The organism is Pseudomonas sp. SCB32, assembly GCF_009189165.1.
GTDB lineage: Bacteria > Pseudomonadota > Gammaproteobacteria > Pseudomonadales > Pseudomonadaceae > Pseudomonas.
Window position 1 is genome coordinate 1,785,590 of record NZ_CP045118.1, and the last position, 24,206, is coordinate 1,809,795.

Sequence of the window (24,206 nt, forward strand, 5' to 3'; positions counted from 1 at the left end):
TCTGGTCATTTTCCTGGTCGACACCTCAAACCTGCGTGGCGTTGTCGTGGCCACGAGAAAATCTCAGCAGTGCTCCCGTCACTTCCGCTACCTTTTACGGCATTCAGATACAAGGAGAGGTGCATGTTCGAATCCGCCGAGATCGGCCATTCCATCGACAAGGAAACCTACGACAAGGAGGTCGCGGTACTGCGCGAAGCCTTGCTCGAGGCACAGTACGAGCTCAAGCAGCAGTCGCGCTTCCCGGTGATCATCCTGATCAATGGCATCGAGGGCGCCGGCAAGGGTGAGACGGTGAAGCTCCTCAACGAATGGATGGACCCGCGTCTGATCCAGGTGGAGAGCTTCCTCCTGCCCACCGACGAGGAACTCTCCCGCCCGCCGCAGTGGCGCTTCTGGCGCAAGCTGCCGCCCAAGGGGCGCATCGGCATCTTCTTCGGCAACTGGTACAGCCAGATGCTCTATTCGCGGGTCACCGGCGAGATCAAGGACAGCCAGCTGGACGGCCTGATCGGCGACGCCGAGCGCTTCGAGCGCATGTACTACGACGAAGGTGCGCTGATCTTCAAGTTCTGGTTCCACCTGTCCAAGAAGCAGCTCAAGGAACGGCTCAAGGCACTGGAGAACGACCCGCAGCGCAGCTGGCAGCTCAGCGACCTGGACTGGAAGCAGAGCGAGGTCTACGACAAGTTCGTGCGCTACGGCGAGCGCGTGTTGCGTCGCACCAGCCGCGACTACGCGCCCTGGTACGTGGTCGAGGGCGCCGATGAGCGCTACCGCAGCCTGACGGTGGGGCGCACTATCCTCGAAGGCCTGCAGGCAGCGCTCAAGCTCACGGACGGCCCCGCACGGCAGCCCCATGCCGCGCCGCTGGTGTCCAGCCTGGATAACAAGGGACTGCTCGACGCACTCGACCTGACCCTGGCGCTGGACAAGGACCAGTACAAGGAACAGATGGCGAAAGAGCAGGCGCGCCTGGCCACGTTGATGCGTGACAAGCGCTTCCGCAGCCATTCGCTGGTCGCCGTGTTCGAAGGCAACGACGCTGCCGGCAAGGGCGGCGCCATCCGCCGCGTGACCGACGCGCTGGACCCGCGCCAGTACCACATCGTGCCGATCGCCGCGCCCACCGAGGAAGAGCGCGCCCAGCCGTACCTGTGGCGCTTCTGGCGGCATATGCCGGCGCGCCGGCAGTTCACCATCTTCGACCGTTCCTGGTATGGCCGGGTGCTGGTGGAGCGGGTCGAGGGATTCGCCTCGGATGCCGATTGGCTGCGGGCGTACGCAGAGATCAACGACTTCGAGGAACAGTTGGTCAACTACGGCATCGTGGTGGTGAAGTTCTGGCTGTCCATCGACCAGGACACCCAGCTGGAGCGCTTCAAGGAGCGCGAGTCGATTCCGTTCAAACGCTTCAAGATCACTGAGGAAGACTGGCGCAACCGCGACAAGTGGGACCTCTACGCGGACGCGGTGGGCGACATGGTCGATCGCACCAGCACCGAGATCGCGCCCTGGACGCTGGTGGAGGCCAATGACAAGCGCTATGCGCGGGTGAAGGTGCTCAAGACCATCAACGATGCGCTGGAGGCGGCGTACGCGAAGAAGAAGGGGTGAGGGTGCTCTGCTTTTCGTAGGGCGAATAACGGCTAAGGCGTTTTCCGCCGTTTTGGAGTTAGGTGTTTCTGCGCCGCTTCGGCGTGCCTGGGGACTTTTTGTTTCGCCCCCTCGTGCGAGTCCCTTTTGTCAAACGTCGGATAGCCGCCCTCACAAAAGGAACCAAAAGGTCTCGTCCCGACATCCGGGTCTTCGCTTCGCTCAGATTTCCCTCCTTCCGGTATCGCTCCGAGGGTCGGCGTAGAAGGGCCATCCCTGGCCCTCTACGCCTCTCGCGGCATCCATGCCGCTCGCCCCTCTACGCAATACCTCCACTCGGCCTCCTGACGGGACTCTGCGCGCGCATGAAACTCTGGCTGCTTCATGCTGAATTGCTCTTCGTAGGATGGCGTAGAGCGAAGCGAAACCCATCACGGCGGATAACGCTGCGCGTTATTCGCCCTACAGGTGTTCATCCTGCGACGCGGGTGCTGTGGCGGGCCTTCGCGGACAAAGGCTAGGCGCCCCCGTCTCTCCTACGAAAAGCGGTTTCCAGAGATACCTCCGCACACGCCGGAGCGCCCCTTCAGTAGGCCGAGTGGAATCGGAGTTTCAGGGGTTGAGCGACATGGATGTCGCGAGAGCGTCGTTGGGCCAGGGATGGCCCGTCGACGCGTGCCCCTGAAACTTCGATGGAGCGAGGGAAACGGAGCGCAGCGTAGTAACAGCCGAAGGCTGGCCCGCAGGGTGAGCGAAGCGAATCAGTCCCGCGAAGTGGGACCCGGATGCAGGGGCAAGACCTTTTGGTTCCTTTTGGGGCCCCAAAAGGGACTCGCCCGAGGGGGCGAAACAAAAAGTCCCCGCGCACACCGATGCGGCGCAGAAACACCCAAACCCCAAAGCATCGCGGACAAGGTCCGCCCCTACGCCCCATTCTTCTGCGACGGCCGCGGCGCCCCGATAAGCCGCCCCATCGCCCCGGCAATCCCCATCTCCCGCAATACCTTCAACTCGCCCTCGCTCTCCACCATCTCCGCGATCAGTGGCAGGTCGATGCTGTTGGCCGCCCGGAACACCGCCTCGATGAACAGGCGCTTGTCGTTGTCCTGGTCGATGGCGCGGATGTAGCTGCCGTCGATCTTCAGGTAGGCCAGGCCCAGGCGGGTGAGGTTGCCGATCAGGCTGAAGCGACCACCAAAGTGCTGCAGGCCGAGGCGGGCGCCGACTTCCTGCACGGACTGGCTGAGCTTCTCCAGCTCCGCCGGTGGCGGCAGGTAGCGCTCGTCCACTTCCAGGGTTATCAGGCGGGCCTCCTGCGGATGGGCGCGCAGTACGTCGAACAGTTGGCGCAGCGGCTCGGTGCCGCGTACGGTTTCCGCCGACAACGACAGGGCCAGCGGCGCCGGCTGCTGGGCCAGGTGGGCGAGGGCGTGTTCGAGCATCGCCAGGTCGAAGCGGGCGGACCAGCCGAAGCGTTCGATCCAGGGCAGGAACTGGCCGGCGGCCACCGCCTCGCCCTGCGGATCGAGCAGGCGCGCGAGGACTTTCTGGTGCAGCAGTTCGCCGTTCTCGGCGCAAGTGCGTACCGGCTGGAACCAGAGTTGCAGCTTGCCTTTCTGCAGGGCGTCGTCGAGCCAGTCGCGCCAGGCGCGGGAGTCCTGCGCGGGCTGGCTGCCGGAGCTGTCCAGGCGTTGCCAGGGACGGTCCGGCGAGGCTTGCGACTGGGCGAGCGCCTGGTCGGCACGGGACAGGACGCTGGCCGAGGATTCGCCGGGGCGGAAGGCCGACAGGCCCAGGTGAGCCACCGGGGTGCAGTCGCTGGCGCCGGTGCCGCGCAGGTTTTCCAGGGCGGCGCTGAGCGCGTCCGCCAACTGCTCGGCGCTGGCGCTGTCCAGGCCGGGGGCGAGCAGGGTGAACTCACCACCGCGGCTGCGCGCGGCCAGCCAGTCCGGCGTGCCGTGCTGCTGACGTACGCGCTCCAGCAGTTCGGCCACGTCGCGGATCAGCGCGTCAGTGCGTTGCCCACCCAGGCGCTGGTTGAGCCCGCCGAGGTCGTTCAGGCGCAGCAGCAGCAGGTAGCCGGCGGCATTCTGTTCGCTGGGGGAGAGTTGCGCGTCCAGGCGTGCATCGAACAGGCGGCGGTTGGCCAGGCCCGAGAGGCTGTCCTGGTAGGCTTCTTCGCGCAGCTTCTCGCTGCGCGTGGCTTCCTCGGCGAACAGGGCCTTGAGCTTGTCGACCATCTGGTTCATGGCCTGCACCACGCGCTTGAGTTCGGGGGTGCGCGGCTCCTTGGGCAGGGTGAGAAATTCACGGCGGGTGATGGCCTGGGCCTGCTGCACCATCTGGTCCAGCGGTTTCAGTTGGGTGCGCAGCAGCCAGCCGCCGAGGATGGCGCTGATCAGCCCGCAGAGCAGCAGCCAGGCCAGGCTGCCCAGGGCGCTGTCCCACAGCTTGGCCAGGGCGAACTGCGGGTGGCTGACCACTTCGACGCGTGCGGCCTGCTCCCAGCCGCGCATGATCAGCGCGTCGCCGCCCTGGGCCTTGAGGTTCACCAGACGGGCGAACCAGAGCGGGACCTGGTCGGACTGGGTGTTGGTGTCCCGTTGGACGATGACCTTGCCGTCGGCGATGCTGACCACGCGGATGGTGGCGAAGTAGCCGGAGTCGAAGATCGAGCTGACCATCAGCTCGATCATCGCCGGGTCGTCCACGTGCGGCGTCAGCGACAGGCCCAGCGCGGTGGCTGCGTCCTGGGCGTGGGAGCGCAACTGGCTGATCATCTGCTCGCGTGAGCTCTCCAGGCTGGTGACGAAGCTGCCAGCGAAAGCCACCACAAGGAACAGGCAGATCGCCAGGAACAGTTGCTTGAGCAATGACATGCCGGGTTCTCCTATCGCATCTCGTCGAGGTCCACGCCCTCGGCGCGCATCTTGGTCATTACGTCCTGCCAACGCGACAGCTTCTTGCTGTCGCCGGTGCGCTTGCCACCGCCGGGACCGGGCAGCCACAGCCCCTCGGCGTTGAAGGCGTAGACGGGCAGGAGGTCCTTGCGCTGGGAGGCGGGCTTGATCTGCGGGATCAGGTTGTCCAGCACCAGCGGGTCGGCAGTGGGGGTGGAGTAATAGGTGAGCACCATGTGCGCCTGGTTCTGGATCAGGGCCTTGACGTAAGTGATGCGCAGCTTGTCGCTGGCGACCCCGAGGCGACGCAGGGTGACGTACTTGGCGATGGCGTAGTCCTCGCAGTCGCCGGCACCCTTGTAGAGCGCTTCGACGGGGGTCGCCCAGTAGTCCTCCTGGTGCCAGACGGTCATGTCGTCGGTGAACACCAGGGCGCCGTTGAAGAAGGAATTCACCGCCTTGAGCTTGGCGGCTTCGTCGAGGTTTTCGCTGTCGTCGATCAGTCGGCCCCAGGACTGGATGCGTCCCTTCGCGGGGCCCAGGTCGCCGTAGCGCTGCTGGGCATTCTTGAGGATGGTGTCGAAGTTCCACGCGGCGCTGGCCGTCAGCGCGAGGAGCACGAGCAGCAGCACGCCGACCCGCAGACACAGCGGGTTGGCGAACAGCCTAAGGGCTCCTCCGGTTGGCTGCATCGCCAGCGCTCCATGTGGGATGAGAGGAGTCTAGGCGGTCCTTGGAAAGTTGCGCTGGCGTATCGCCAGCGCTCGTTGCGCGGCGGGGAAGAGGGGCGCTCAGTCCAGCTGGCGTGTCTTGGTCCGGATCAGATAGAGCGTTACCAGCGTCGCGCTGGTCAGCATGAAGCCCCAGGCCCAGGGGCGCTGCACCAGGTAGCAGGAGAGGGCGATGCTGCTCCACATCAGACCGATGGCGTACACCTTGCCCTTTAGCGGGATGCCTTCGCCGTCGAGATAGTCGCGAATCCACGGGCCGAGTTTCGGGTGGTACACCAGCCAGTCGTAGAAACGCTGGGAGCTGCGCATGAAGCAGGCGGCGGCGAGCAGGAGGAACGGCGTGGTGGGCAGCACCGGAAGGAAGATGCCGATCACGCCCAGCGCCACGCTGAGCCAGCCCACGCCGAGCAGGCAGTAACGAACCCAGGCGTGGCGGCTCTGGCGGATTTCCCGCGAAGACATCGAACGATCAGTGAGTGCGCGGCTTCAGCAGCGCGGGTTTCTCTTCCGGGGCCTGGCACAGCAGGAACAGGTTGGTCAGCAGCTCGGGGATCTGCGCAACCATGTCGTCCACCAGTTGGCGGTCGCGGGCGATTTCGTCGAACTCGGGCTGTTCGTCGAACAGGCCGGAACCGACCATGATCGGCAGCAGCAGCTCGCTGACTTCTTCCTCGGCCTGCTCGAACCACACCGCTTCACGCAGGAACACGCCTTCCATGAAGCCGATGCACCAGCCACGGATGTCGGAGTCGTCCGGCTCGTCGCCCAGGTAGGGCTCGCAGGGCAGTTCCAGTTCCTCGTCACCGGCCATCTGGCGGGTGATGTGGGCCTTGAGCTGGACCAGGGTGCCCTCGATCTCGGTGCGTTCCTCGTCACTGCGGTAGTGCGGCGGCTCGGCGAACAGGGCGTCGATCCACTCGCGGTCCGGTACTTCGTCCGGGCAGATCGCCAGGGCGGTCAGGTAGCCGTGTGCCGCCACGTAATCCAAGGCTTCCTCGTGCAGGTCATCGGCATCGAGAAAGGCTTGCAGGCGGGACAATTGGTCGGCGAAGGACATCGGGTACTACCTCGGAGGTGATCGGTCCCGAATTGTAGTCTTTCCGTGGCCTCGCGGCAAAAGCGAAATGCCCTTGCGGCCTGAGCCGACGCGGGGTTCGGACGCATGTGACGGATTTTTCCGCAGTTTCCCGGACAAGGTGCCGGTCGCGGGCGGATGGCTTGCGTATAATGCGCGGCTTCATTCGGAGTCCCCCATGCTCGACCAGGCCCTGCGCATCCTCAAAGACGTTTTCGGTTACGACGCCTTCCGTGGCAATCAGGCGCGGATCATCGAGCGCGTGGCCAGCGGCGGCGATGCCCTGGTGCTGATGCCCACCGGCGGCGGCAAGTCGCTGTGCTTCCAGGTCCCGGCGTTGCTGCGCGAGGGCCTGACGGTGGTGGTCTCGCCGCTGATCGCGCTGATGGAAGACCAGGTCGCCACGCTGGACGAACTGGGCGTGCCAGTCGCGGCGCTGAACTCCTCGCTGAGCCCTGACGCCCAGCGCGAGATCGCCGACCGCCTGCAGCGCGGCGAGATCAAGCTGCTCTACCTCGCCCCGGAACGCCTGGTGCAACCGCGCATGCTGGCCTTCCTGCAACGCCTTCAGATCGGCCTGTTCGCCATCGACGAGGCGCACTGCGTGTCGCAGTGGGGCCACGACTTCCGTCCCGAATACCTGCAGCTGGGCCAGCTCGCCGAGCTGTTCCCGGACGTGCCGCGCATCGCCCTGACCGCCACGGCGGACATGCGCACCCGCGAGGAAATAATCCAGCGCCTGCACCTGCAGGACGCCGAGCAATTCCTCTCCAGCTTCGACCGGCCGAACATCTTCTACCGCATCGTGCCCAAGGAGCAGCCGCGCAAGCAGCTGCTGGGCTTCCTCAGCGAGCGGCGCGGCGATGCCGGCATCGTCTACTGCATGTCGCGCAAGAAGGTCGAGGAGGTCGCCGAGTTCCTCTCCGCCCAGGGCTTCCCGGCGCTGCCGTACCACGCCGGGCTGTCCAACGACCTGCGCGCCTATCACCAGAAGCGCTTCCTCAACGAGGAAGGGCTGATCATGGTCGCCACCATCGCCTTCGGCATGGGCATCGACAAACCCAACGTGCGCTTCGTCGCGCACCTGGACCTGCCCAAGAGCCTGGAGGCGTACTACCAGGAAACCGGCCGCGCCGGCCGTGACAGCCTGCCCGCCGACGCCTGGATGGCCTACGGCCTGCAGGACGTGTTGCTGCTGCGACAGATGATGCAGAACTCCGAGGGCGACGAGCGCCACAAGCGCGTCGAGCGGCACAAGCTCGAAACCATGCTGGCGCTGTGCGAGGAAACCCGCTGCCGCCGCCAGGCGCTGCTGGCCTACTTTGACGAAGTGATGCCCAATCCCTGCGGCCACTGCGATATCTGCGTCGACGGCGTGGAAACCTGGGACGCCACCGAGCCGGCGCGCCAGGCCCTGTCGGCCATCTACCGCAGCGGCCAGCGCTACGGCGTCGGCCACCTGGTGGACGTGCTGCTGGGCAAGGACACCGAGAAGGTGCGCAGCGTCGGGCACCAGCACCTGGCGGTGTTCGGCATCGGCAAATCCCGTGGCGAAGACGAGTGGCGCACGCTGTTCCGCCAGCTGGTCGCCCGTGGCTTCGCTGATGTGGACGTCGACGGCTTCAATGGCCTGCGCCTGACCGAAGCCTGTCGTCCACTGCTGCGCGGCGAAGAGACGCTGGCCCTGCGCCGCGATCCGAAGCCGCAGCGCAGCAAATCCTCCTCTTCCGGCGGCGCCAGCCCGGCCAGCCAGCTGGTGCGTCAGGAGGAGCGCGAGATGTGGGAAGCCCTGCGCACCTTGCGGCGCAAGCTGGCCGAGGAGCACTCGGTGCCGCCCTACGTTATCTTCCCCGACGCCACCTTGCTGGAAATGCTGCGCAGCCAGCCGACCACGCTCACCGCCATGGCCCAGGTCAGCGGCGTCGGTGCGCGCAAGCTGGAGCGCTACGGCCAGGCCTTCCTCGATGTGCTCACCGAGTCGGACAAGGCGCCGGACACCCCGGCCCCGGTCACCGACCTGCGCCATGAACTGGTGACCCTGGCCCGCGCCGGAATGACCCCCGCGCAGATCGCTCGCCAGCTTGATTGCAGCGAGAAGAACGTCTACAGCCTGCTGGCCGAAGCCATCGGCCGCCAGCAGCTGACCCTGGAGCAGGCCCTGGACCTGCCCGAGGAACTGCTCGGCGAGGTGCAGGACGCCTTCCTCGACGAGGACGGCGAACTGCCGCCGGTGAGCGCCATCGCCGAGCTGTTCGAAGGCCGCGTGCCGCTGGGTGTTCTGCACTGCGTGCGCGCCGCATTGCAGGCCGAGCTAGAGGTCTGATCGGCTGACACCCTTGTAGGAGAGGACTTTGTCCGCGATTGACTCACAGTCCGCTCCTACGTGGACGCATGACGCCTGCGCTCACCTGGAGACACCGAGTCATTCGCGGTGGATTTCGCGGACAAGGTCCTACGTTGTTTGCTGGGTCCCCGCGTTCGCGGGGATGACGCAACGGAGCGCGAGTCTCACCCCCGTCACTCCCGCGAACGCGGGAGCCTGAAAGACAGTTGCTCCTACGGTGAGAACAAGGACGGTCGCACGCTGATCGCGCCGAAATACGGCGTTACAGATGAAATATCAATGTGCCAGCAATGGCGCCCATTTCCGCCAGTCATATCCGGCAGTACGGATCACTTGCGGAGTAGCGGATGGCGGGCTGGGTGCGGGTAGTGGCGGGGCTGCTGGTCGTGGGGCAACTCAGTGGATGTGCCTGTGGTGGCGGTCTTTCCGAAGGTGGCAAGACGGCGCTGATCGGTCTGGCGGTCGTGGCGGGGCTGGTGCTGCTGTCGAGGAACCGCGGTGACGACGATGACGAGGACCAGCAGAACTACCGCGAGTGCATCAAGCATCACAGCCGTTCCACACGCAGCTACTGCGACGACTCTTACAACGGCTATGACCGCCACCGGGATACGCGCGACCCTCGATGGTGATCGTGCCGAGCCGTGGCAGGCCGTCATATTCGTGACGGGTCAAAACGACAAACTTGTGACGCGCATCTCGAACAGCTATGGTGGCACTTAGACCTCCACGAGAAGAGGTGAACGTGCCACAACAAAACTGGCTGGACGACGTCCACTCCAACGCCTACGCGGAACAGCTCTCCCAGGGCTTTCGCCGGCTGCGCTTCGAACCCGACCTCGAAACCCAATACCGCCACTACCTGCTGGAAGACAGCTTCGATCTCAAGCGCACCGCGCTGACCATCGGCGTGCTGATCTGGCTGGCGCTGGCGGTCATCGACTTCCATCTCATCGGCGGCCCGGTGCACTGGCAGATGCTTGCCGTGCGCGTCGGCGTGCTGGTGTTGCTGGTGGCCTGTGGCGCGCTGATCCTGCAGCGCCGCCATATCCAGTTGCTGGTGCCGCTGAGCCTGGCCTGCATCCTCTGCATCGGCGTCGGTGCCGCGGCGGTAGTGGCCATCGCCCACTCGGTCGACCAGGCCTATCCCTACGAGGGATTGCTGCTGGTCAGCATGGCCGCCTACTTCCTGATCGGTCTGCGCTTTTCCGAAGCGGTGGCCTGCGCCTTCGTCATCCTGCTGGCCTACGTGGGGGGCGAGTTGTATGTCGGGCTGCCGCTGCCCAAGCTGATCAACAACGTGGTGTTCCTGCTGTTCGGCAATCTGGTCGGCGCGGTGGGCTGTTATCTGCTGGAGTACAAGTCCCGCCAGCATTTCCTGATCAGCCGCCTGCTGCGGGTGATGGCCGAGCACGACAGCCTCACTGGGCTGCACAATCGGCGCAGTTTCAATCGCCAACTCGAACGCCTGTGGCGCCAGGCACAGCGCGAGAGCGTAGGGCTGGCGCTGCTGCTCTGCGACGTCGACCACTTCAAGGCCTACAACGACCGCTACGGCCATCAGGCCGGCGATACGGTGCTGCAGCGCATCGGCGAGGTGCTCGCGGCCTGCGCCCGACGACCGCTGGACATGGCCGTGCGCCTGGGCGGCGAGGAGTTTGCCGTGTTGCTCTACGGCGCCAGCGAGCGTGAGGCCAGGGAGCGCGCCGAGGTGCTGCGCGAGTCGGTACAGCGCCTGGGCATCGCCCACGAGGGCTCGCTGACAGCGGACGAGGTGACGCTGTCCATTGGCGTCTCCTGCCTGTGGCCGGAGACAGGGCATCCGCTGCGCAGTATCTACGAGCACGCCGACCGGGCCTTGTACGAGGCCAAGGCGTTCGGGCGCAATCAGGTGGTGGCGTGAGCGAGCCGCCCTGTAGGAGCGCGCCATGCCCGCGAATCGCGCGCATGGCGCGCTCCTACAGAGATTTCGTCATCGGCCCGAGTGGCCCATTCCGTCCCCCGCACTGGCGCCGTGCGTGACTGCGGCGCGAGCAGGCCCGGTGCTAGCATGCGCCGGACCCCGCCATCGAGCCCGCGCCCATGCAGCAGCTGATCCAGCCCAACGGCCAACCGCACTACGGCATCTTTCCCACCACCCCGGCGACGATCAACCACCGCGACTTCGATTACCGCTCACCCATGGGCCGTCGTCTGGGCGCGCTGAGCAAGTGGCGCAACTTCCACCAGTTCCAGTACTTCGGCCTGATCAGCCCGACCCTGATCGGCGGCTGCGCGCTGGCCGACGTCAGCCTGCTCACCGTCGGCTTCGTCTACCTTTACCACCCGGAAAGCGGGCGGATGATCGAGCGCCAGTTCAAGTGCCCGCTGGGCATGGGCACGAACTTCTCGCAGAGCCCCAATGACGGTGTCTGCGAGCTGCGCCAGGGGCGCAACCTGCTGCGCCTGGAGAACGGTTCTGCGCCGCTGGAGAAGCGTCTTCTGGTGGAACTGGACGACGGTACCCGCATCGACGCGCGCTTCAGCGAGGAGCAACCGGCCTTCGAGCCCATGAGCCTCTGTACGCCGACAGCGGTGAATGGCTGGGTCTACGCGCGCAAGGTGGCTGGCGTGCGCTGCCACGGCGAGGTGCACAGCGCCCTGGGCAACTACGACCTGCGCGAGCTGGATGCCTATGCGCATCACGACTGGTCCGCCGGCTACATGCGTCGCGAGACCTTCTGGAACTGGGCCTGCCTGTCCGGCGAGGCGCACGGCCAGCGGGTCGGGCTCAACCTGTCGTGCGGGGTCAACGAGACCAGCTTCACCGAGAACTGCTACTGGCTGGATGGCAGGCTGGTGAAGGTGGATAGCGTGCGCTTCGAGTTCGACCGCGACCATCCGCTCAAGCCCTGGACCATCCGCTCCTACGACGGCCAGGTCGAGCTGCGCTTCGAGGCCCATGGCCTGCACCAGGAACGCCTCAACCTCGGCGTGCTGGCGAGCAACTTCAAACAGATCTTCGGTCGCTTCAGCGGCGTGCTGCGGCCGGTGGGGCAGGCCGAGGTGCGCATCGACAACCTGTGGGGCTTCGTCGAGGACCAGTACGCCAAGTGGTGAGGCGTCGTGTCACGCCCTGCGACAATCTGTCATTGTACGGGCTTGATTAGCTGGCTAATAATTAGTCAAATCAACTTCGCTGAATCATCCCGGTTCGTTACCTGAAAAACGCGACACAATGGCAGACAACGATAAGCACTACTTCGGAACCCAACTGGCCCAGGCTTCGCGTGCATGGCGGGCTGAACTCGACCGCCGGCTCAGCCACCTTGGGCTGTCCCAGGCGCGCTGGCTGGTGCTGCTGCACCTGGCACGCCACTCCGCCGCACCGACCCAGCGCGAGCTTGCGCAATCCGTCGGTGTCGAGGGGCCAACCCTGGCCCGGCTGCTCGATGGCCTCGAGTCCCAGGGACTGGTTCGCCGCCAGGCCGTGGCTGAGGACCGGCGCGCCAAGCGCATCGCCCTGACGCCCAAGGCAGACATCCTGATCGCCGACATCGAGAGCATTGCCGCTTCGGTACGCAATGAGGTGCTCAACGGCATCAGTGAGGATGAGATAGCCCTCTGCCAGCAGGTTCTTAGCCGGATTCTTGGCAACCTGGAGAAAAACTGAGCAACTCGTCACGGAAAGTTCGGTAAGATAGCCATTTTTCTGGCGGTTTCTCGCGAGGTCGCCAGTCCAACGCTCGGTTGCCTAGACCATTCGCCGGTTTTTCGACGATTTGTCTTGACCAAACCCGTTGTACCACCTAATCCCTGATATCAATCGGCCTGTACCTTTCCGGTGCAGTGGTGATACGCGTGCGGTCTGTTGTCCGGCATGGCGGTTCGAGTGTGTGGACAGGTTAAGCCTGCCGCTTTCGGGTGGTCAGGGAACGGCTAGCAGACCCGAACAATGGGATGAAGTTATGGCTCAGATAACAAATAGAATTCCGCTGACGCTCGCTGCGCTTTCGGTGTTTGTCTCCGCTCATGCGAATGCTCTTGGCCTGGGCGAAATCACATTGCACTCGTCGCTGAATCAGCCGCTGGACGCGGAGATCGCCTTGCTGCAAACGGGCGATATGACCTCCGACGAACTGATCGCTCGCCTGGCGAGTCCGGCAGCCTTCGAGCAGGCTGGCGTCGATCGCTTCATGTTCCTGCAGAACCTGCGTTTCACTCCGGTGATTCGCGGCGGGCGCAGCTACATCAAGGTGGTCTCCACCCAGCCGGTGCACGAGCCCTACCTCAACTTCCTGGTGGAAGTAGAGCGGCCCAACGGGCGCATGCTCCGCGAGTACACCGTGCTCCTCGACCCACCGAGCTACAACAGCGCGCGTACGTCGGTCGCGGCCAGTGTCCCGCTGCCCGATCGCACGGCGCCAGAGCCTTCCGGTCGACGCACTTCACCGGTTCGCAGCGCCCCCGCGGCACCGCCCATCCCGGCGGGCGAGGGACGTTACACCACCGTGCGCAGTGACACGCTGTGGGGGATCGCCTCGCGCCTGGGTGGCACCGGCGCCTCGCACCGCCAGCTGATGGACAGCCTGTTGGCGCTCAATCCACAGGCCTTCGTCAACGGTGATCCGCATCGCCTGAAGGTCGGCCAGACGCTGGTCCTGCCGCAGGGCCAGCAGTACGCCGGGCACACCAACGCTCCCGTTCCGCAGCCTGCCGCCGCGGCCCCCGCGACCAATACCGCCGCGCCGACCGCACAGGATGCCGCGCCTGCCAACGCAGCGCCCTCCGTGGCACCGGCCGCTGATGCGGCAGCAGTCGCGGCGCCCGTTGCACCTGCCACACCGACGGTCGATGGCAACCTGGCCAAGGCGGAAGCCGACCTTGCCCTGAGCAATGCCCAGCGCGACCAGTTGAATCAGCGCATGGACGCCATGCAGAAGCAGCTGGAGTCGCTGCAGAAAGCCCTGGAAAGCCGCGACCAGCAGGTGCAGAGCCTGCAGGCCGAACTGGCCCACCGCGATGCTCCTGCCACTCCTGCCACTCCTGCCGCTCCGGCAGCACCCAAGGCCGAACAGTCGGCACCTGCTCCCGCGCCGGTCGCTGCGGTTCCGGCGACGCCGGCTGTCGATGCTGCGGGCTCGTCCTTCAACGTCTGGCCGTGGCTGGGCGTGGGTGGGCTCGGTACCTTGCTGGCCGGGCTGCTGCTGATGCGCCGCAAGCGCGAGGAGCCGCCGGTCAAGGACACCCGTATCCAGCCGGCCCAATCCAAGCCCATCCCGCAGGCCAGGCCCGTTGCCGCCGCGGTAGTGCCTCCGGCGCCCGCGTCGGTCCCGCGCCCGCAGCCTGTGCTCGCTCCCGATGCCGGTGTGGCACGCTTGCCGGCGGCCAGTGCGGACAGCCTGGAGGGGGCGGATATCTACATCGCCTACGGTCGTTTCAACCAGGCGCGCGACTTGCTGCGCAAGGCCGTCGCCCAGGAGCCTGAGCGTCGCGAACTGCGCATGAAGCTGCTGCTGGTGTTCGCCGAACTGGGCGATGTGGCGGGCTTCCATGAGCAGGAACGCGAGCTGATGGCGCAAGGCGGGGATCAGAAGCAGATCGACCAGATCAAGTCGCGCTATCCGGCAATGCTCGAACGCGCGCAGGACGTCCCTTCCGCCCCAACGGGCGAGACCCTGACCGACTGGGATGACCTGTCGCTGGATGACACTCCCGCACCCGCTGCGCATGCCCACGCTGCCGAAGCGGAGCCGGATTTCGCGCTGAACCTGAACGACATGTCGCTGGATCTGGACTGGGATTCCCTCGATCCCTTCGAGACGCCGCAACGCAGCAAGAACGCGCCGGTGGCCGAACAACCGGTTCCCGCCGATTTCCGCAGCAATCTGCGCGAGCTGCCGGAAATCACCGAGCTGGACCTGGACGGTGAGCACGCCAGCATGTTCGCACAGGCCACGGAGAGCGACCTGGTGTTCGAGCTGCCGGAGACCGACGTGCACGAGCATGACGAGCTGCTGGCCAGCCTCGACGAAGCCCGCGCCTGCATCGACAAGGGTAACCTGGAGGAGGCCTACCGCATCCTCAAGCAGGTGATCGAGAACGGCGACTCCAAGGCCAAGGCCGAGGCTCGCGAACTGCTGGCACTGATTGCCTGATCCACGCGGTGAATGAAAAAAGCCCGGCCTTGTGCCGGGCTTCTTCTTGGGCGTTGCTCTGCTTATCGTAGGCGCGGACGGAGTCCGCTCCTGCTAGAGCCTGATTCAGACGCCGATGAGCCCGTCCTTGCAAGAGCGAGCTTGCTCGCGAACCCGGGCATAGCCTCCAGGGCAGATACCCCAGGAAAGTCGCTGATCCGCTTTTCGTAGGAGCGGACTTTGTCCGCGAAGGGCCAGCCTTGCAGAAGCGCATCGCGGAGAAGCTCCGCTCCTACGAGAGCAGTCCAGGCTCGGCCCCGGCACTGAAGATGGCGCGAGGTGTTACGGCATACAACCGCGAGCGGTTGTATGCCCTGCGTCAGGTGACGAGCCGTTAGAAACTCCGCCCCAGGTTGATGTACATCGCGTGCTCGCTGGCACTGTTCAGACCGTAGCTGAAGGACAGCGGACCCAGCGGCGTCTCGAAGCCCATCAGGATGCTGGCGGCGTTGATGTAGCCGGTGTCGTAGCTGTTGTCGTTGTTCCACACCCGTCCGCGCTCCAGGCTGCCGCCCAGGTAGAAGGGGAAGTCCAGCGGCAGGAAGGAACGCTCGGTCATGCGCCGGTAGTAGATGGCCCGGCCCAGGCTGTAGTTCTGACCGGCCAGGGCGTCCTGGCGGTAGCCGGAGAGCTGCCGCGCGCCGCCCAGCAGGAAGCTCGACACCACCACGTTGGCGTCGTCGATGGTTCGGCCGTAGCCGCCGCCCAGCACAAAGGTGTTCGGGCCAGTGCTCAGCGCCTTGTCCAGGTGGAGGTCCCACTGCCGATAGCGGTCGTCGTCGCCCAGCGAGGGAGTGTGCTCGCGGAAGTACGTCTGGATACTCGCGCCTTCGCGGGGGAAATCGACGCTGTCCATGGTGTCGAAGGAGTACGTGAGCTGGGCGTAGCCTTCGTTGAAGTGGTAGTTGGGCAGGTCCTGCTCGCCCACGCGCACATCGGCCTTGCCGTAGGCCTGGGCCACGCCGAGGCGGAACTCGCCGTTGTTGGCGATCTGCCGGCCGAGGTTGATGCCGTAGCCGTAGCGCTCCAGGCGGTATTCGGCGATGGGGTCGTCGTCGTTGGTGGCTTCCACGTTCTGCGCTTCGTTGAACAGGAAGGGCGCGACGAAGTAGCGCGAGCCGACGTCCAGCGGCTGGTAGAACTCGCTGTAGAGCTCCTGGTGGTCGCCGATCTGCAGGCGCGTCAGCCATTCCGCGCCGAGGCGGTTGATGCCGTTGACGCGGTAACTGGCACCGACGTTGAAGGTGCTGTCGCCGTTCAGGTCGTCGGAGAGGTTCAGGCCCAGGCGCAGGTAGTCGGTGCCGCTGCGCTTGCCGGAGGCGTGGATCACCAGTGCGTTGCCGTCCTTGCGGTGCACCACGCGGTACTGTACCTGGTCGAAGTATTCGAGGCCGTAGAGGGTGCTCATGTCCCGCTGCAGACGTTCGAGGTCGAGGTGTTCGCCCAGCGGCTGGCGGATGTAGTGGAGGATGACGTCGTCGCTGACCTTGGAGTCGTTCTCCACCTCGATGCTGTTGATCACCGGCTTGCGCTCGCCGGGCGTGCGCGCCTGGTTCAGCGCCAGGGCGTGTTCGTCTTCGCCCTCGCGCAGGCTGGCCAGGCGTGGCGCGAGGATGGTGGTGGCGCGGTAGCCGGCGTCGATCAGTTGCGGCACCTTGCCGAAATCGGCGGAGCTGTAGCCGCTGAGCGGCGGCTGGATCAGCACGTCGCTGGCGGTCAGGGTGGCCAGCTGCGCTTCGGAGTTCTTGCGGGTCATCAGGGTGACGGACTGGTTGAGCATGTCCACCACCGTGGTCAGTTGCTTGCGGTCGAGCAGCGGGTTGCCGATGTCGACCACGATGACCACGTCGACGCCCATCTGCCGCGCCACGTCCACCGGGATGTTGTCCACCATGCCGCCGTCCACCAGCAGCTTGCCGTCCACCTCCACCGGGGCGAACACCGCCGGGATGGACATGCTTGCGCGGATCGCCTGGGGCAGGTGGCCCTTGCTGAACACGACTTTCTCGCCGGTGGCGATGTCGGTGGCCACCGCGCGGAAGGGGATGGCCAGCTTGTCGAAGTCGCGGGTGTCGCTGGTGTGCACCAGCAGGCTCTCCAGCAGCATCGACAGGTTCTGGCCCTGGATCGCGCCCAGCGGCAGGCCGAGGGTGCCGTCGTCACGGAAGCTGAGTTTCTGTTTCACCAGGAAGTCGCGGTCGTCCTGCTTGCGCCGGAAGGGCATGTCGACCCGGGGCGGGGAGTCGGACAGCGCCTGCTGCCAGTCCAGGCTCAAGGCCAGCTTTTCCAGTTCCTTGGGCGTGTAGCCCGCCGCGTAGAGGCCGCCGATCACCGCGCCCATGCTGGTGCCGGCGATGGCGTCGACGTGGATGCCCTGTTCGTCCAGCGCCTTGAGCACGCCGATGTGTGCCAGACCCCGAGCCGCTCCGCCGGAGAGTACCAGTCCGATCTTCGGTGGCGTGCTGGCCGCCAGGGCACCGAGGGGCAGGAGCAGAAGCAGGGCACACAACAGGCGGCGCATAACAGAAGCATCCGGGTAGGCTTGTCGGCCGGTATTATAGGTGCGCGTCCTACAGCAGAGTCTGACTCATGTCCGAAGCCAAAGCCGAAATCGTCATCACCTATTGCACCCAGTGCCAGTGGCTGCTGCGCGCCGCCTGGCTGGCCCAGGAGCTGCTGAGCACCTTCGGCGATGACCTGGGCAAGGTCAGTCTGGTGCCCGGCACCGGCGGCGTCTTCCATATCAGCTGCGACGGCGAGCAGATCTGGGAGCGCAAGGCCGACGGCGGATTCCCCGAGGCCAAGGTGCTCAAGCAACGGGTGCGTGACCGCATCGATCCGCAGCGTGACCTGGGGCACAACGACCGCCCCTGAATCGACGGCCAGTGCTGGAAAGATCATTTCGTTAGCTGGCTATCTTCTTTGCTTCATGTCAACGGGGTACGCCCGTACCACTCGTAGTCTGAAGGCATCCATTCTCCGCAAGGGATGCCTGACATGAGCATCATCGTCACGGGCGCCGCCGGCTTCATCGGCAGCAACCTCGTCAAGGCGCTGAACGCGCGCGGCGAGACCGACATCATCGCGGTCGACGATCTGACCGATGGCGACAAGTTCGCCAACCTCGCCGACTGCGACATCAGCGATTACCTGGACAAGCGCGACTTCATCGAGCGCTATGCCCGGGGCGACTTCGGCGTGGTGCGCGCGCTGCTCCACCAGGGCGCCTGCTCCAGCACCCTGGAGCGCGACGGGCGCTACATGATGGACAACAACTACCGCTACAGCGGCCAGTTGCTGGACGCCAGCCTGTCGCTGGGCGTGCCGTTCCTCTATGCCTCGTCGGCAGCGGTGTACGGCGGCGGTCACGAGTTCCGCGAAATGCGCTCGTGCGAGCGGCCGCTGAACGTCTACGGCTATTCGAAATTCCTCTTCGACCAGCGCGTGCGCAGGGTGCTGCCGACCGCCCGCAGCCAGATTGCCGGCTTCCGCTACTTCAACGTCTACGGCCCGCGTGAGCAGCACAAGGGGCGCATGGCCTCGGTGGCCTTCCATTGCTTCAACCAATTCCGCGAGACGGGCAAGGTGAGGCTGTTCGGCGAATACGGCGACTACCCGGCCGGCGGTCACCTGCGCGATTTCGTCTCGGTGGAGGACGTGGCCAGGGTCAATCTGCATTTCCTCGACCACCCCGAACGCAGCGGCATCTTCAACCTCGGCAGTGGCCGTGCACAGCCGTTCAACGACGTGGCGCTGGCGGTGGTCAACACCCTGCGCGCGCAACAGGACCTGCAACCACTGACCCTGGACGCGGCCATCCGTGCCGGGCTGCTGGAATACACCGCGTTCCCGGACGAGCTGCGGGGCAAATACCAGTGCTACACCTGCGCCGACATCGCCTTCCTCCGCGAAGCGGGTTATCGCGAGCCGATGCTGGGTGTGGAGGAGGGCGTGGAGCGCTATTGCCGCTGGCTGCTGCAGCAAGCGTGAGGCGGCATGTATTGCCGGTTTTACCCAGTCTTTACCCAGTGCTGACACTCAGGGGAGGGTGAACACGCGATCATTGCACCCGGAGCGGCGGACATCGGTCTGCCTGAGTCGGAGGTGCAATGAACGGGTCGTCTCGCGTGGCGCTCAGGGGTATCGCCGCGATGCTGGTACTGAGCCTGAGCGCAACCGTCCTGGCGGGGCCGCCGGGCCATGGGCCGGGTCCAGGCCCGGGACCGTACCACGGCTGGGGCCCGGGACCGGGTCATGGCCACGGCCTGCCGGATTATGCGCGGGAAGTGTGGATCGGCAGCATGCTGTACTTCGTCGCCGCCGGCACCTACTACCTGTGGAACGTCGACCGCCGCCAGTACGTGGTGGTGGAGACGCCGCCAGCAGTACAGGCAGTGCCGAGCACCAGTTATGAAGTGATCGCCTATCCCGCTCGTGGCCAGGCGCCCGAGCAGCAAAGCCGCGATCGCTACGAATGCCACACCTGGGCCGTCGGCCAGAGCGGTTTCGATCCCGCCGCCGCCACCCAGGCACCGCCGCCGGGCGTCGCTGATACCTACCGGCGTGCCCTGGGGGCCTGCCTTAACGGGCGGGGCTACAGCGTCAACTGAGGCTCCTGATTAGCAGGAGCCCACACCGGACAGGCCGCTTCGCAGGCTGTCATGCGAGGAATCCTTGGCAATCCCTCCCCGGGGCAAGGGTTCGCAATCCGCATGCTGCGAAGCGGCCTTCTTTTTTCCCGTCGCAGATGGGGTCTGTCCCTTGTAGGAGCGGGCTTGCTCGCGAATCTCTTCGTAGTGGAGCGTGGGCTGTTCGCGAGCAAGCTCGCTCCTACGAACAGCGTTTCCTCGTTCGCGTCAGTGCGAGCCGCGTGCACTGAGAAATGTGGCGAAGATGATCAGCGCGCCTCCCGCCAGCATGCGCAGGCTCGGCGCCTCGCCGAACAGCACAGTGGCGAAGGCGATGCCGTAGACCGGCTCCAGGGCGAAGATCACCGCCGCCGTGCGCGCCTTGATCAGCCGCAGGCTGGCGACGAACAGGCTGTGAGCGACGCCGGTGCAGAGTACGCCCAGGGCGACCAGCCAGAGCCAGTCCATGCCACGCACCGAGGGCAGCTCGACGAACACCAGCGGCAACAGGCAGGCGATGATGGTCAGGTTCTGGCACAGCGCCGCCTGGATCGGGTCGATGCCGCGCACGCTTACCCGATTGGCCAGCGACAGCAGCGCGAACAGCAGGCCGGACACCGTGCCCCAGAGCAGTCCGGCGGTAGCGCCATCGCGCAGATCCAGTGTCGGGGTCACCATCACCAGGCCGATGCACACCAGCGCCACCACCAGGTATTCGCCCTTGTGGATGCGCTCGCGGAACAGCAGCCCCTCCAGCAGCACGGTAAAGGCCGGGAAGCTGGCGAAGCCGAGGGTAGCGACCGCGACGTTGCCGACCTTCACCGCGAGGAAGAAGGTCAGCCAGTGCGTGCACAGCAGCAGGCCGCCGCCAACCAGCATGGCGGCCTGTTTCAACGTGGGGCGCTTTTGCTCGCGCAAGTGCCCGGCGAACACAGCTGCCAGCGACAGCGAGCCGAACAGCGCGCGGCCGAAGACGATGATCAACGGGCCCGCGAGGATGAGTTTGCCGAAGATGCCGGACAGCCCGAACATCAGGGCGCCGATGTGCAGGCCGAGCAGGGCGCCGCGGGGAGTGAGTCGGGAAATGGAAATCATGCCTGCGAACCCGCCGACTGCCGTGGCGGGACCTTGCTGGAGAAGTGGGATGCGCGCCGGATCGGCCGGCTCAGGGTGAAGCGCAAATCAGGCCAGCCGCGCGCCATTGGGCAGCGGCTTGTCGAATCCGGCCAGCACCACCTTGTCGTCGCTGTCGTAGACGCCGGTGACCAGCACTTCCGAGCGCACACCGGCGATGGACTTGGGCGCGAAGTTGCACACGCAGAGCACCTGGCGACCCACCAGGTCGTCAATGGCGTAATGCGCAGTGATCTGCGCGCTGGAGGTCTTCAGCCCCAGCGAGCCGAGGTCCACCTGGAGGATGTAGGCGGGCTTGCGCGCTTTCACGTTGGGCTCGGCCTGGACGATGGTGCCCACGCGCAATTCGACGCGTTCGAAGTCCTGCCATTCGATGGTGTCTGCCGACATCGCTGTTCTCTTGTTCGGTTCGATGGTCGGCAGTCTAGGCGCTGGGTGCGCGGCTGTCTGTCGCGCGGCTAGCGGGAATTGTCGCGCGCCTCCTGGCGCAACTGGCGCGGTGTGGTGCCGAACTGGCGCACCAGAGCGGCGGTGAAGGCGCTTTGCGAGGCGTAGCCGACCTGCGCGGCAATGTCGCCCACCGGCAGGTGCGTCCCGCGCAGCAGGTCGCGGCCCTGTTGCAGCCGGCGCTGGCGCACGTAGTCCATGGGTGTCTGTCCGGTCTCGGCGAGGAAGCGGGCGTGGAAGCGCGCGGCGGACAGCCCGGCGAGACGCGCCAGGTCGGCCACCTGCAGCGGGTGCGCGGCGTGGCGGTCGATGTAACTGTCGAGGCTGGCCAGCGGCAGGTGCGCCGGCTCGTCCAGGCGCTGCTGGCCGGCGGCGAGGCTGGCGAGCAGGAGGATGGCGCCCTGGCGGGCAAGCACTGGGTCGTGCAGCGAGCTGCTGGCCAGCCAGTTCACCAGTTGTGCCTGATCGCCATTGAGCAGGCGCTGGCCGGGGGTTTCCAGCAGGCGGCGGCCGGCGTCGGCGTGCAGGCCGAGGCCGCCGAGCAGGTCGTCCTCGTCGTCCAGGTCGAGCACCAGGCAGCGGCTGCCGTCGGGGCTGGCGCAGGCGTGGTGGGTATCGCGCGGGACCACCGCGAAACACTGCCGGGTCACCAGGCTGCCGTGCCCGCCCACCTCGAAGTCCAGGCTGCCGGAAAGGCCCAGCACCAGTTGCGCATGGCTGTGGCTGTGGGCGAGGTGGTCGTGGCTGTAGGTGCGCAGGGAGAGGATCTGGCTCATCGGGGGCTGCTTCATCGGGCTTTGGCGGCTGGCCATCAGTCTAGCGCGGCGGGGGCTGTAACGGGACTGTCGCCAGTCGGTCATGTGCACTTCACTGCCGGCGCCGAAAATTGGACAAACCCCACTGGAGGTCGCCGCCGATGAGCAGCGCGCAACGCATGACGCCGACGAAGAAACAACGCGTACGGACCCTGTGGATATCCGATGTCCACCTCGGCACCCGCGATTGCCAGGCCGAGCACCTGGCCGCCTTCCTCAAGCGCTACCACGCCGACCGCGTCTACCTGGTCGGCGACATCATCGATGGCTGGAAACTGCGCAGCGGCATGTACTGGCCGCAGGCACATACCAACGTGATCCGCCGTCTGCTGACCATGAGCAAGCGCGGCACCGAGGTGATCTACGTCACCGGTAACCACGACGAATTCCTGCGTCGCTATTCCTCGCTGCTGCTGGGCAACATCCGTCTGGTGGACGAGATCGAGCACACCACCGCCGACGGCCGCCGCCTGCTGGTGATCCACGGCGACCAGTTCGACGTGATCACCCGCTACCACAAGTGGCTGGCCTTCCTCGGCGACTCCGCCTACGAGTTCACCCTGACCCTGAACCGCTGGCTGAACCACTGGCGCAGCCGCTACGGCTATGGCTACTGGTCGCTGTCGGCGTACCTCAAGCACAAGGTGAAGACCGCGGTGAACTTCATCAGCGACTTCGAGGAAGCGATCGCCCATGAGGTGCACAAGCGCGGCCTCAATGGCGTGGTCTGCGGGCACATCCACCACGCGGAGATCCGCCAGATCGGCGAGGTGGAATACCTCAACTGCGGCGACTGGGTGGAATCCTGCTCGGCGCTGATCGAACACTGGGATGGCAGTATCCAGCTCTACCGGCTGGCCGAGGAGCAGGCGCAAGTCACGGAGCTGACGGCGGTCGAGACGGCGGCATGAGGCTGCTGATCGTCACCGATGCCTGGCTGCCGCAGATCAACGGCGTGGTCACCAGCCTCAAGGCGCTGGTGGCGGAGCTGGAAGGGTTGGGCCACACGGTCGGGCTGATCACCCCGCAGGATTTCCGGCATCGCCCATGCCCCAGCTATCCGGAAATTCCCCTGGCCTGGGACCTGTGGAAGGTCGGCCGGAAGATCAGCGAGTTCGCCCCTGACTGCGTGCATCTTGCCACCGAAGGCCCACTGGGATGGGCCGCCCGGCGCTGGCTGATGCGCCGGGGCGTGAAGTTCAGCAGCGCCATTCACACGCGCTTTCCCGAATACGTGAGCACCCGCTGGCCCTGGCTGCCACTGACCTGGGGCTACGCCTTCCTGCGCCGCTTCCATGCGCCCAGCCAGGCCGTGCTAGTCAGTAGCGAGCGGATGCGTGAGGCCTTTGTCGAGCAGGGGCTCAAGCGTTTGGCGCTGTGGCGCAAGGGTGTCGACCTGTCGCGTTTCCAGCCGGGCGATGGGGCGCCTGTGGCGCAGCCGGTGTTTCTCTATGTCGGGCGCCTGGCGCGGGAGAAGAATCTCGAAGCCTTCCTGAATCTGGATCTGCCGGGGCTCATGCGCGTGGTGGGTGACGGCCCGCAGCGATCCGAGCTGCAAGCGCGTTATCCACAGGCGGAATTCCTCGGCTATCAACAGGGCGAGGCGCTGGCGACGGCCTATCGCAGCGCCAGTGTTCTGGTGTTCCCCTCGCGGACCGATACCCTCGGGCTTGTGATGTACGAGGCGCTGGCCTGCGGCACGCCCGTGGCGGCCTTCCCGGTGGCGGGGCCGCTGGATGTACTGGAGGAGGGCGTGACCGGTGCGCTGGACGACGACCTGCACAGCGCCTGTATGCGAGCGCTGGAACTGGACCGTCAGGCCTGCGCGCTCTGGGCGCGTGGCCAGTCCTGGCAGTTGTCCGCGCAGGAATTCCTTTCCCTGCAGGTACCCTTGGCGGAGCTGCCGGTCAGCGAAGCACCGGCCTGCTGATCAGAACAGCTGGCGGTCGTGATCCAGGCTCTGGTCCACCAGCCATTTGCCGTGGGCGATGGAGGCGTGCTGGGCCTTTTCCAGGTCGGCCATATAGGCGAACTCCAGCGGCAGCGTCTTGCGCTTGGTGGTCTGGCCGTCCGGGCTGGTGATGTGGCAGCCGCCTGCCCAGGGGGTGGGCAGGCCGGGGTGTTCGACGACATCGGCGGTGATGGTGTACTTGCGGTACTCGCATTGCATCAGGCTCATGGGGCGTCCTCCGGGCGAATCGCCGACGGCCCGTGTCGGGCGCGTGGCGGGGCGGAACGGGGCCGGCTGGGTGTGCCGGCAAGCCTTGCTAATCCCCACCATAGACCAGCCCCAAGGCCCGGCCGCCGGATACCGACGAACGCGAATGTCATCGTTGCCGGCTTTTACCGCGCAAATCTTC

General features: G+C 65.8%; 21 protein-coding genes. 12 read left to right on the forward strand and 9 right to left on the reverse strand.

Going from position 1 to position 24,206, the window contains the following annotated elements; all coding sequences use genetic code 11:
- The first annotated feature begins 123 nt into the window (after window positions 1–123).
- The gene (gene pap / locus GA645_RS08495) at window positions 124–1,617 is read left to right on the forward strand and encodes a polyphosphate:AMP phosphotransferase (RefSeq protein ID WP_152221766.1); all 1,494 of its coding nucleotides are present in this window, start codon (window positions 124–126) and stop codon (window positions 1,615–1,617) included.
- A gap of 902 nt (window positions 1,618–2,519) precedes the next feature.
- Here pap and lapD read toward each other — a convergent pair.
- The 4 genes from lapD to GA645_RS08515 all read right to left on the reverse strand — a co-directional run bounded on the left by lapD (window position 2,520) and on the right by GA645_RS08515 (window position 6,284).
- Window positions 2,520–4,475 carry a cyclic di-GMP receptor LapD gene (gene lapD / locus GA645_RS08500; RefSeq protein ID WP_152221768.1) on the reverse strand — a complete coding sequence of 652 codons (1,956 nt, stop codon included), beginning with the start codon at window positions 4,473–4,475 and terminating at the stop codon, window positions 2,520–2,522.
- Window positions 4,476–4,486: 11 nt separating this feature from the next.
- A complete protein-coding gene (gene lapG / locus GA645_RS08505; RefSeq protein WP_152221769.1) occupies window positions 4,487–5,188 on the reverse strand; it encodes a cysteine protease LapG in 702 nt (233 codons plus the stop codon).
- A gap of 99 nt (window positions 5,189–5,287) precedes the next feature.
- A complete protein-coding gene (locus GA645_RS08510) occupies window positions 5,288–5,689 on the reverse strand; it encodes a YbaN family protein (protein WP_152221771.1) in 402 nt (133 codons plus the stop codon).
- A 7-nt stretch (window positions 5,690–5,696) separates the two neighbouring features.
- Window positions 5,697–6,284 (reverse strand): YecA family protein, encoded by a 588-nt coding sequence (locus GA645_RS08515; RefSeq protein WP_152221773.1) that lies wholly within the window; start codon window positions 6,282–6,284, stop codon window positions 5,697–5,699.
- A gap of 196 nt (window positions 6,285–6,480) precedes the next feature.
- Between GA645_RS08515 and recQ the strand changes: the two genes are divergently transcribed.
- The 6 genes from recQ to GA645_RS08545 all read left to right on the forward strand — a co-directional run bounded on the left by recQ (window position 6,481) and on the right by GA645_RS08545 (window position 14,783).
- Window positions 6,481–8,625 carry a DNA helicase RecQ gene (recQ, locus tag GA645_RS08520; RefSeq protein WP_152221775.1) on the forward strand — a complete coding sequence of 715 codons (2,145 nt, stop codon included), beginning with the start codon at window positions 6,481–6,483 and terminating at the stop codon, window positions 8,623–8,625.
- A gap of 368 nt (window positions 8,626–8,993) precedes the next feature.
- Window positions 8,994–9,278, forward strand: a complete 285-nt coding sequence (locus tag GA645_RS08525; RefSeq protein WP_152221777.1) for a hypothetical protein — start codon at window positions 8,994–8,996, stop codon at window positions 9,276–9,278.
- A 77-nt stretch (window positions 9,279–9,355) separates the two neighbouring features.
- Entirely contained in the window at window positions 9,356–10,549 is a 1,194-nt protein-coding gene (locus GA645_RS08530) for a diguanylate cyclase domain-containing protein (protein ID WP_372239785.1), read from the forward strand.
- A 179-nt stretch (window positions 10,550–10,728) separates the two neighbouring features.
- Window positions 10,729–11,745, forward strand: a complete 1,017-nt coding sequence (locus tag GA645_RS08535; protein ID WP_152221781.1) for a DUF2804 domain-containing protein — start codon at window positions 10,729–10,731, stop codon at window positions 11,743–11,745.
- A 118-nt stretch (window positions 11,746–11,863) separates the two neighbouring features.
- Window positions 11,864–12,298: a transcriptional regulator SlyA gene (gene slyA, locus GA645_RS08540; RefSeq protein ID WP_152221783.1), complete on the forward strand. Its 435-nt coding sequence runs from the start codon at window positions 11,864–11,866 to the stop codon at window positions 12,296–12,298.
- A 391-nt stretch (window positions 12,299–12,689) separates the two neighbouring features.
- Window positions 12,690–14,783 (forward strand): FimV/HubP family polar landmark protein, encoded by a 2,094-nt coding sequence (locus GA645_RS08545; RefSeq protein WP_256676103.1) that lies wholly within the window; start codon window positions 12,690–12,692, stop codon window positions 14,781–14,783.
- 373 nt (window positions 14,784–15,156) lie between these two features.
- Here GA645_RS08545 and GA645_RS08550 read toward each other — a convergent pair whose 3' ends face one another.
- Window positions 15,157–17,343 (reverse strand): patatin-like phospholipase family protein, encoded by a 2,187-nt coding sequence (locus GA645_RS08550; RefSeq protein ID WP_152221785.1) that lies wholly within the window; start codon window positions 17,341–17,343, stop codon window positions 15,157–15,159.
- A 68-nt stretch (window positions 17,344–17,411) separates the two neighbouring features.
- Here GA645_RS08550 and GA645_RS08555 point away from each other — a divergent pair, with 68 nt between their 5' ends.
- The 3 genes from GA645_RS08555 (at window position 17,412) to GA645_RS28770 (ending at window position 19,432) form a co-directional block, all read left to right on the forward strand.
- Window positions 17,412–17,696, forward strand: coding sequence for a SelT/SelW/SelH family protein (locus GA645_RS08555; protein WP_152221787.1), 285 nt, complete (start codon window positions 17,412–17,414; stop codon window positions 17,694–17,696).
- 123 nt (window positions 17,697–17,819) lie between these two features.
- Window positions 17,820–18,812 carry an ADP-glyceromanno-heptose 6-epimerase gene (rfaD, locus tag GA645_RS08560; protein ID WP_152221789.1) on the forward strand — a complete coding sequence of 331 codons (993 nt, stop codon included), beginning with the start codon at window positions 17,820–17,822 and terminating at the stop codon, window positions 18,810–18,812.
- A 161-nt stretch (window positions 18,813–18,973) separates the two neighbouring features.
- Window positions 18,974–19,432: a hypothetical protein gene (locus tag GA645_RS28770; protein WP_256676175.1), complete on the forward strand. Its 459-nt coding sequence runs from the start codon at window positions 18,974–18,976 to the stop codon at window positions 19,430–19,432.
- A gap of 246 nt (window positions 19,433–19,678) precedes the next feature.
- Here GA645_RS28770 and GA645_RS08570 read toward each other — a convergent pair whose 3' ends face one another.
- The 3 genes from GA645_RS08570 to GA645_RS08580 form a co-directional block, all read right to left on the reverse strand.
- Window positions 19,679–20,545: a DMT family transporter gene (locus GA645_RS08570; RefSeq protein ID WP_152221793.1), complete on the reverse strand. Its 867-nt coding sequence runs from the start codon at window positions 20,543–20,545 to the stop codon at window positions 19,679–19,681.
- An 87-nt stretch (window positions 20,546–20,632) separates the two neighbouring features.
- Window positions 20,633–20,974, reverse strand: a complete 342-nt coding sequence (locus GA645_RS08575) for a tRNA-binding protein (RefSeq protein ID WP_152221795.1) — start codon at window positions 20,972–20,974, stop codon at window positions 20,633–20,635.
- Window positions 20,975–21,042: 68 nt separating this feature from the next.
- Entirely contained in the window at window positions 21,043–21,807 is a 765-nt protein-coding gene (locus GA645_RS08580) for an AraC family transcriptional regulator (RefSeq protein WP_152221797.1), read from the reverse strand.
- A 140-nt stretch (window positions 21,808–21,947) separates the two neighbouring features.
- Between GA645_RS08580 and GA645_RS08585 the strand changes: the two genes are divergently transcribed.
- Both GA645_RS08585 and GA645_RS08590 read left to right on the forward strand, forming a co-directional pair.
- On the forward strand, window positions 21,948–22,757 hold the full coding sequence (locus tag GA645_RS08585; RefSeq protein ID WP_152221799.1) for a UDP-2,3-diacylglucosamine diphosphatase: 810 nt from the start codon (window positions 21,948–21,950) through the stop codon (window positions 22,755–22,757).
- Window positions 22,754–23,776 (forward strand): glycosyltransferase family 1 protein, encoded by a 1,023-nt coding sequence (locus tag GA645_RS08590; RefSeq protein ID WP_152221801.1) that lies wholly within the window; start codon window positions 22,754–22,756, stop codon window positions 23,774–23,776. The genes GA645_RS08585 and GA645_RS08590 overlap by 4 nt, the downstream gene beginning before the upstream one ends.
- On the opposite strand, the gene GA645_RS08595 is transcribed toward GA645_RS08590, so the two are convergent.
- Window positions 23,777–24,025, reverse strand: a complete 249-nt coding sequence (locus GA645_RS08595) for a hypothetical protein (RefSeq protein WP_152221803.1) — start codon at window positions 24,023–24,025, stop codon at window positions 23,777–23,779. It abuts the gene before it with no gap.
- Window positions 24,026–24,206: the final 181 nt, after the last annotated feature.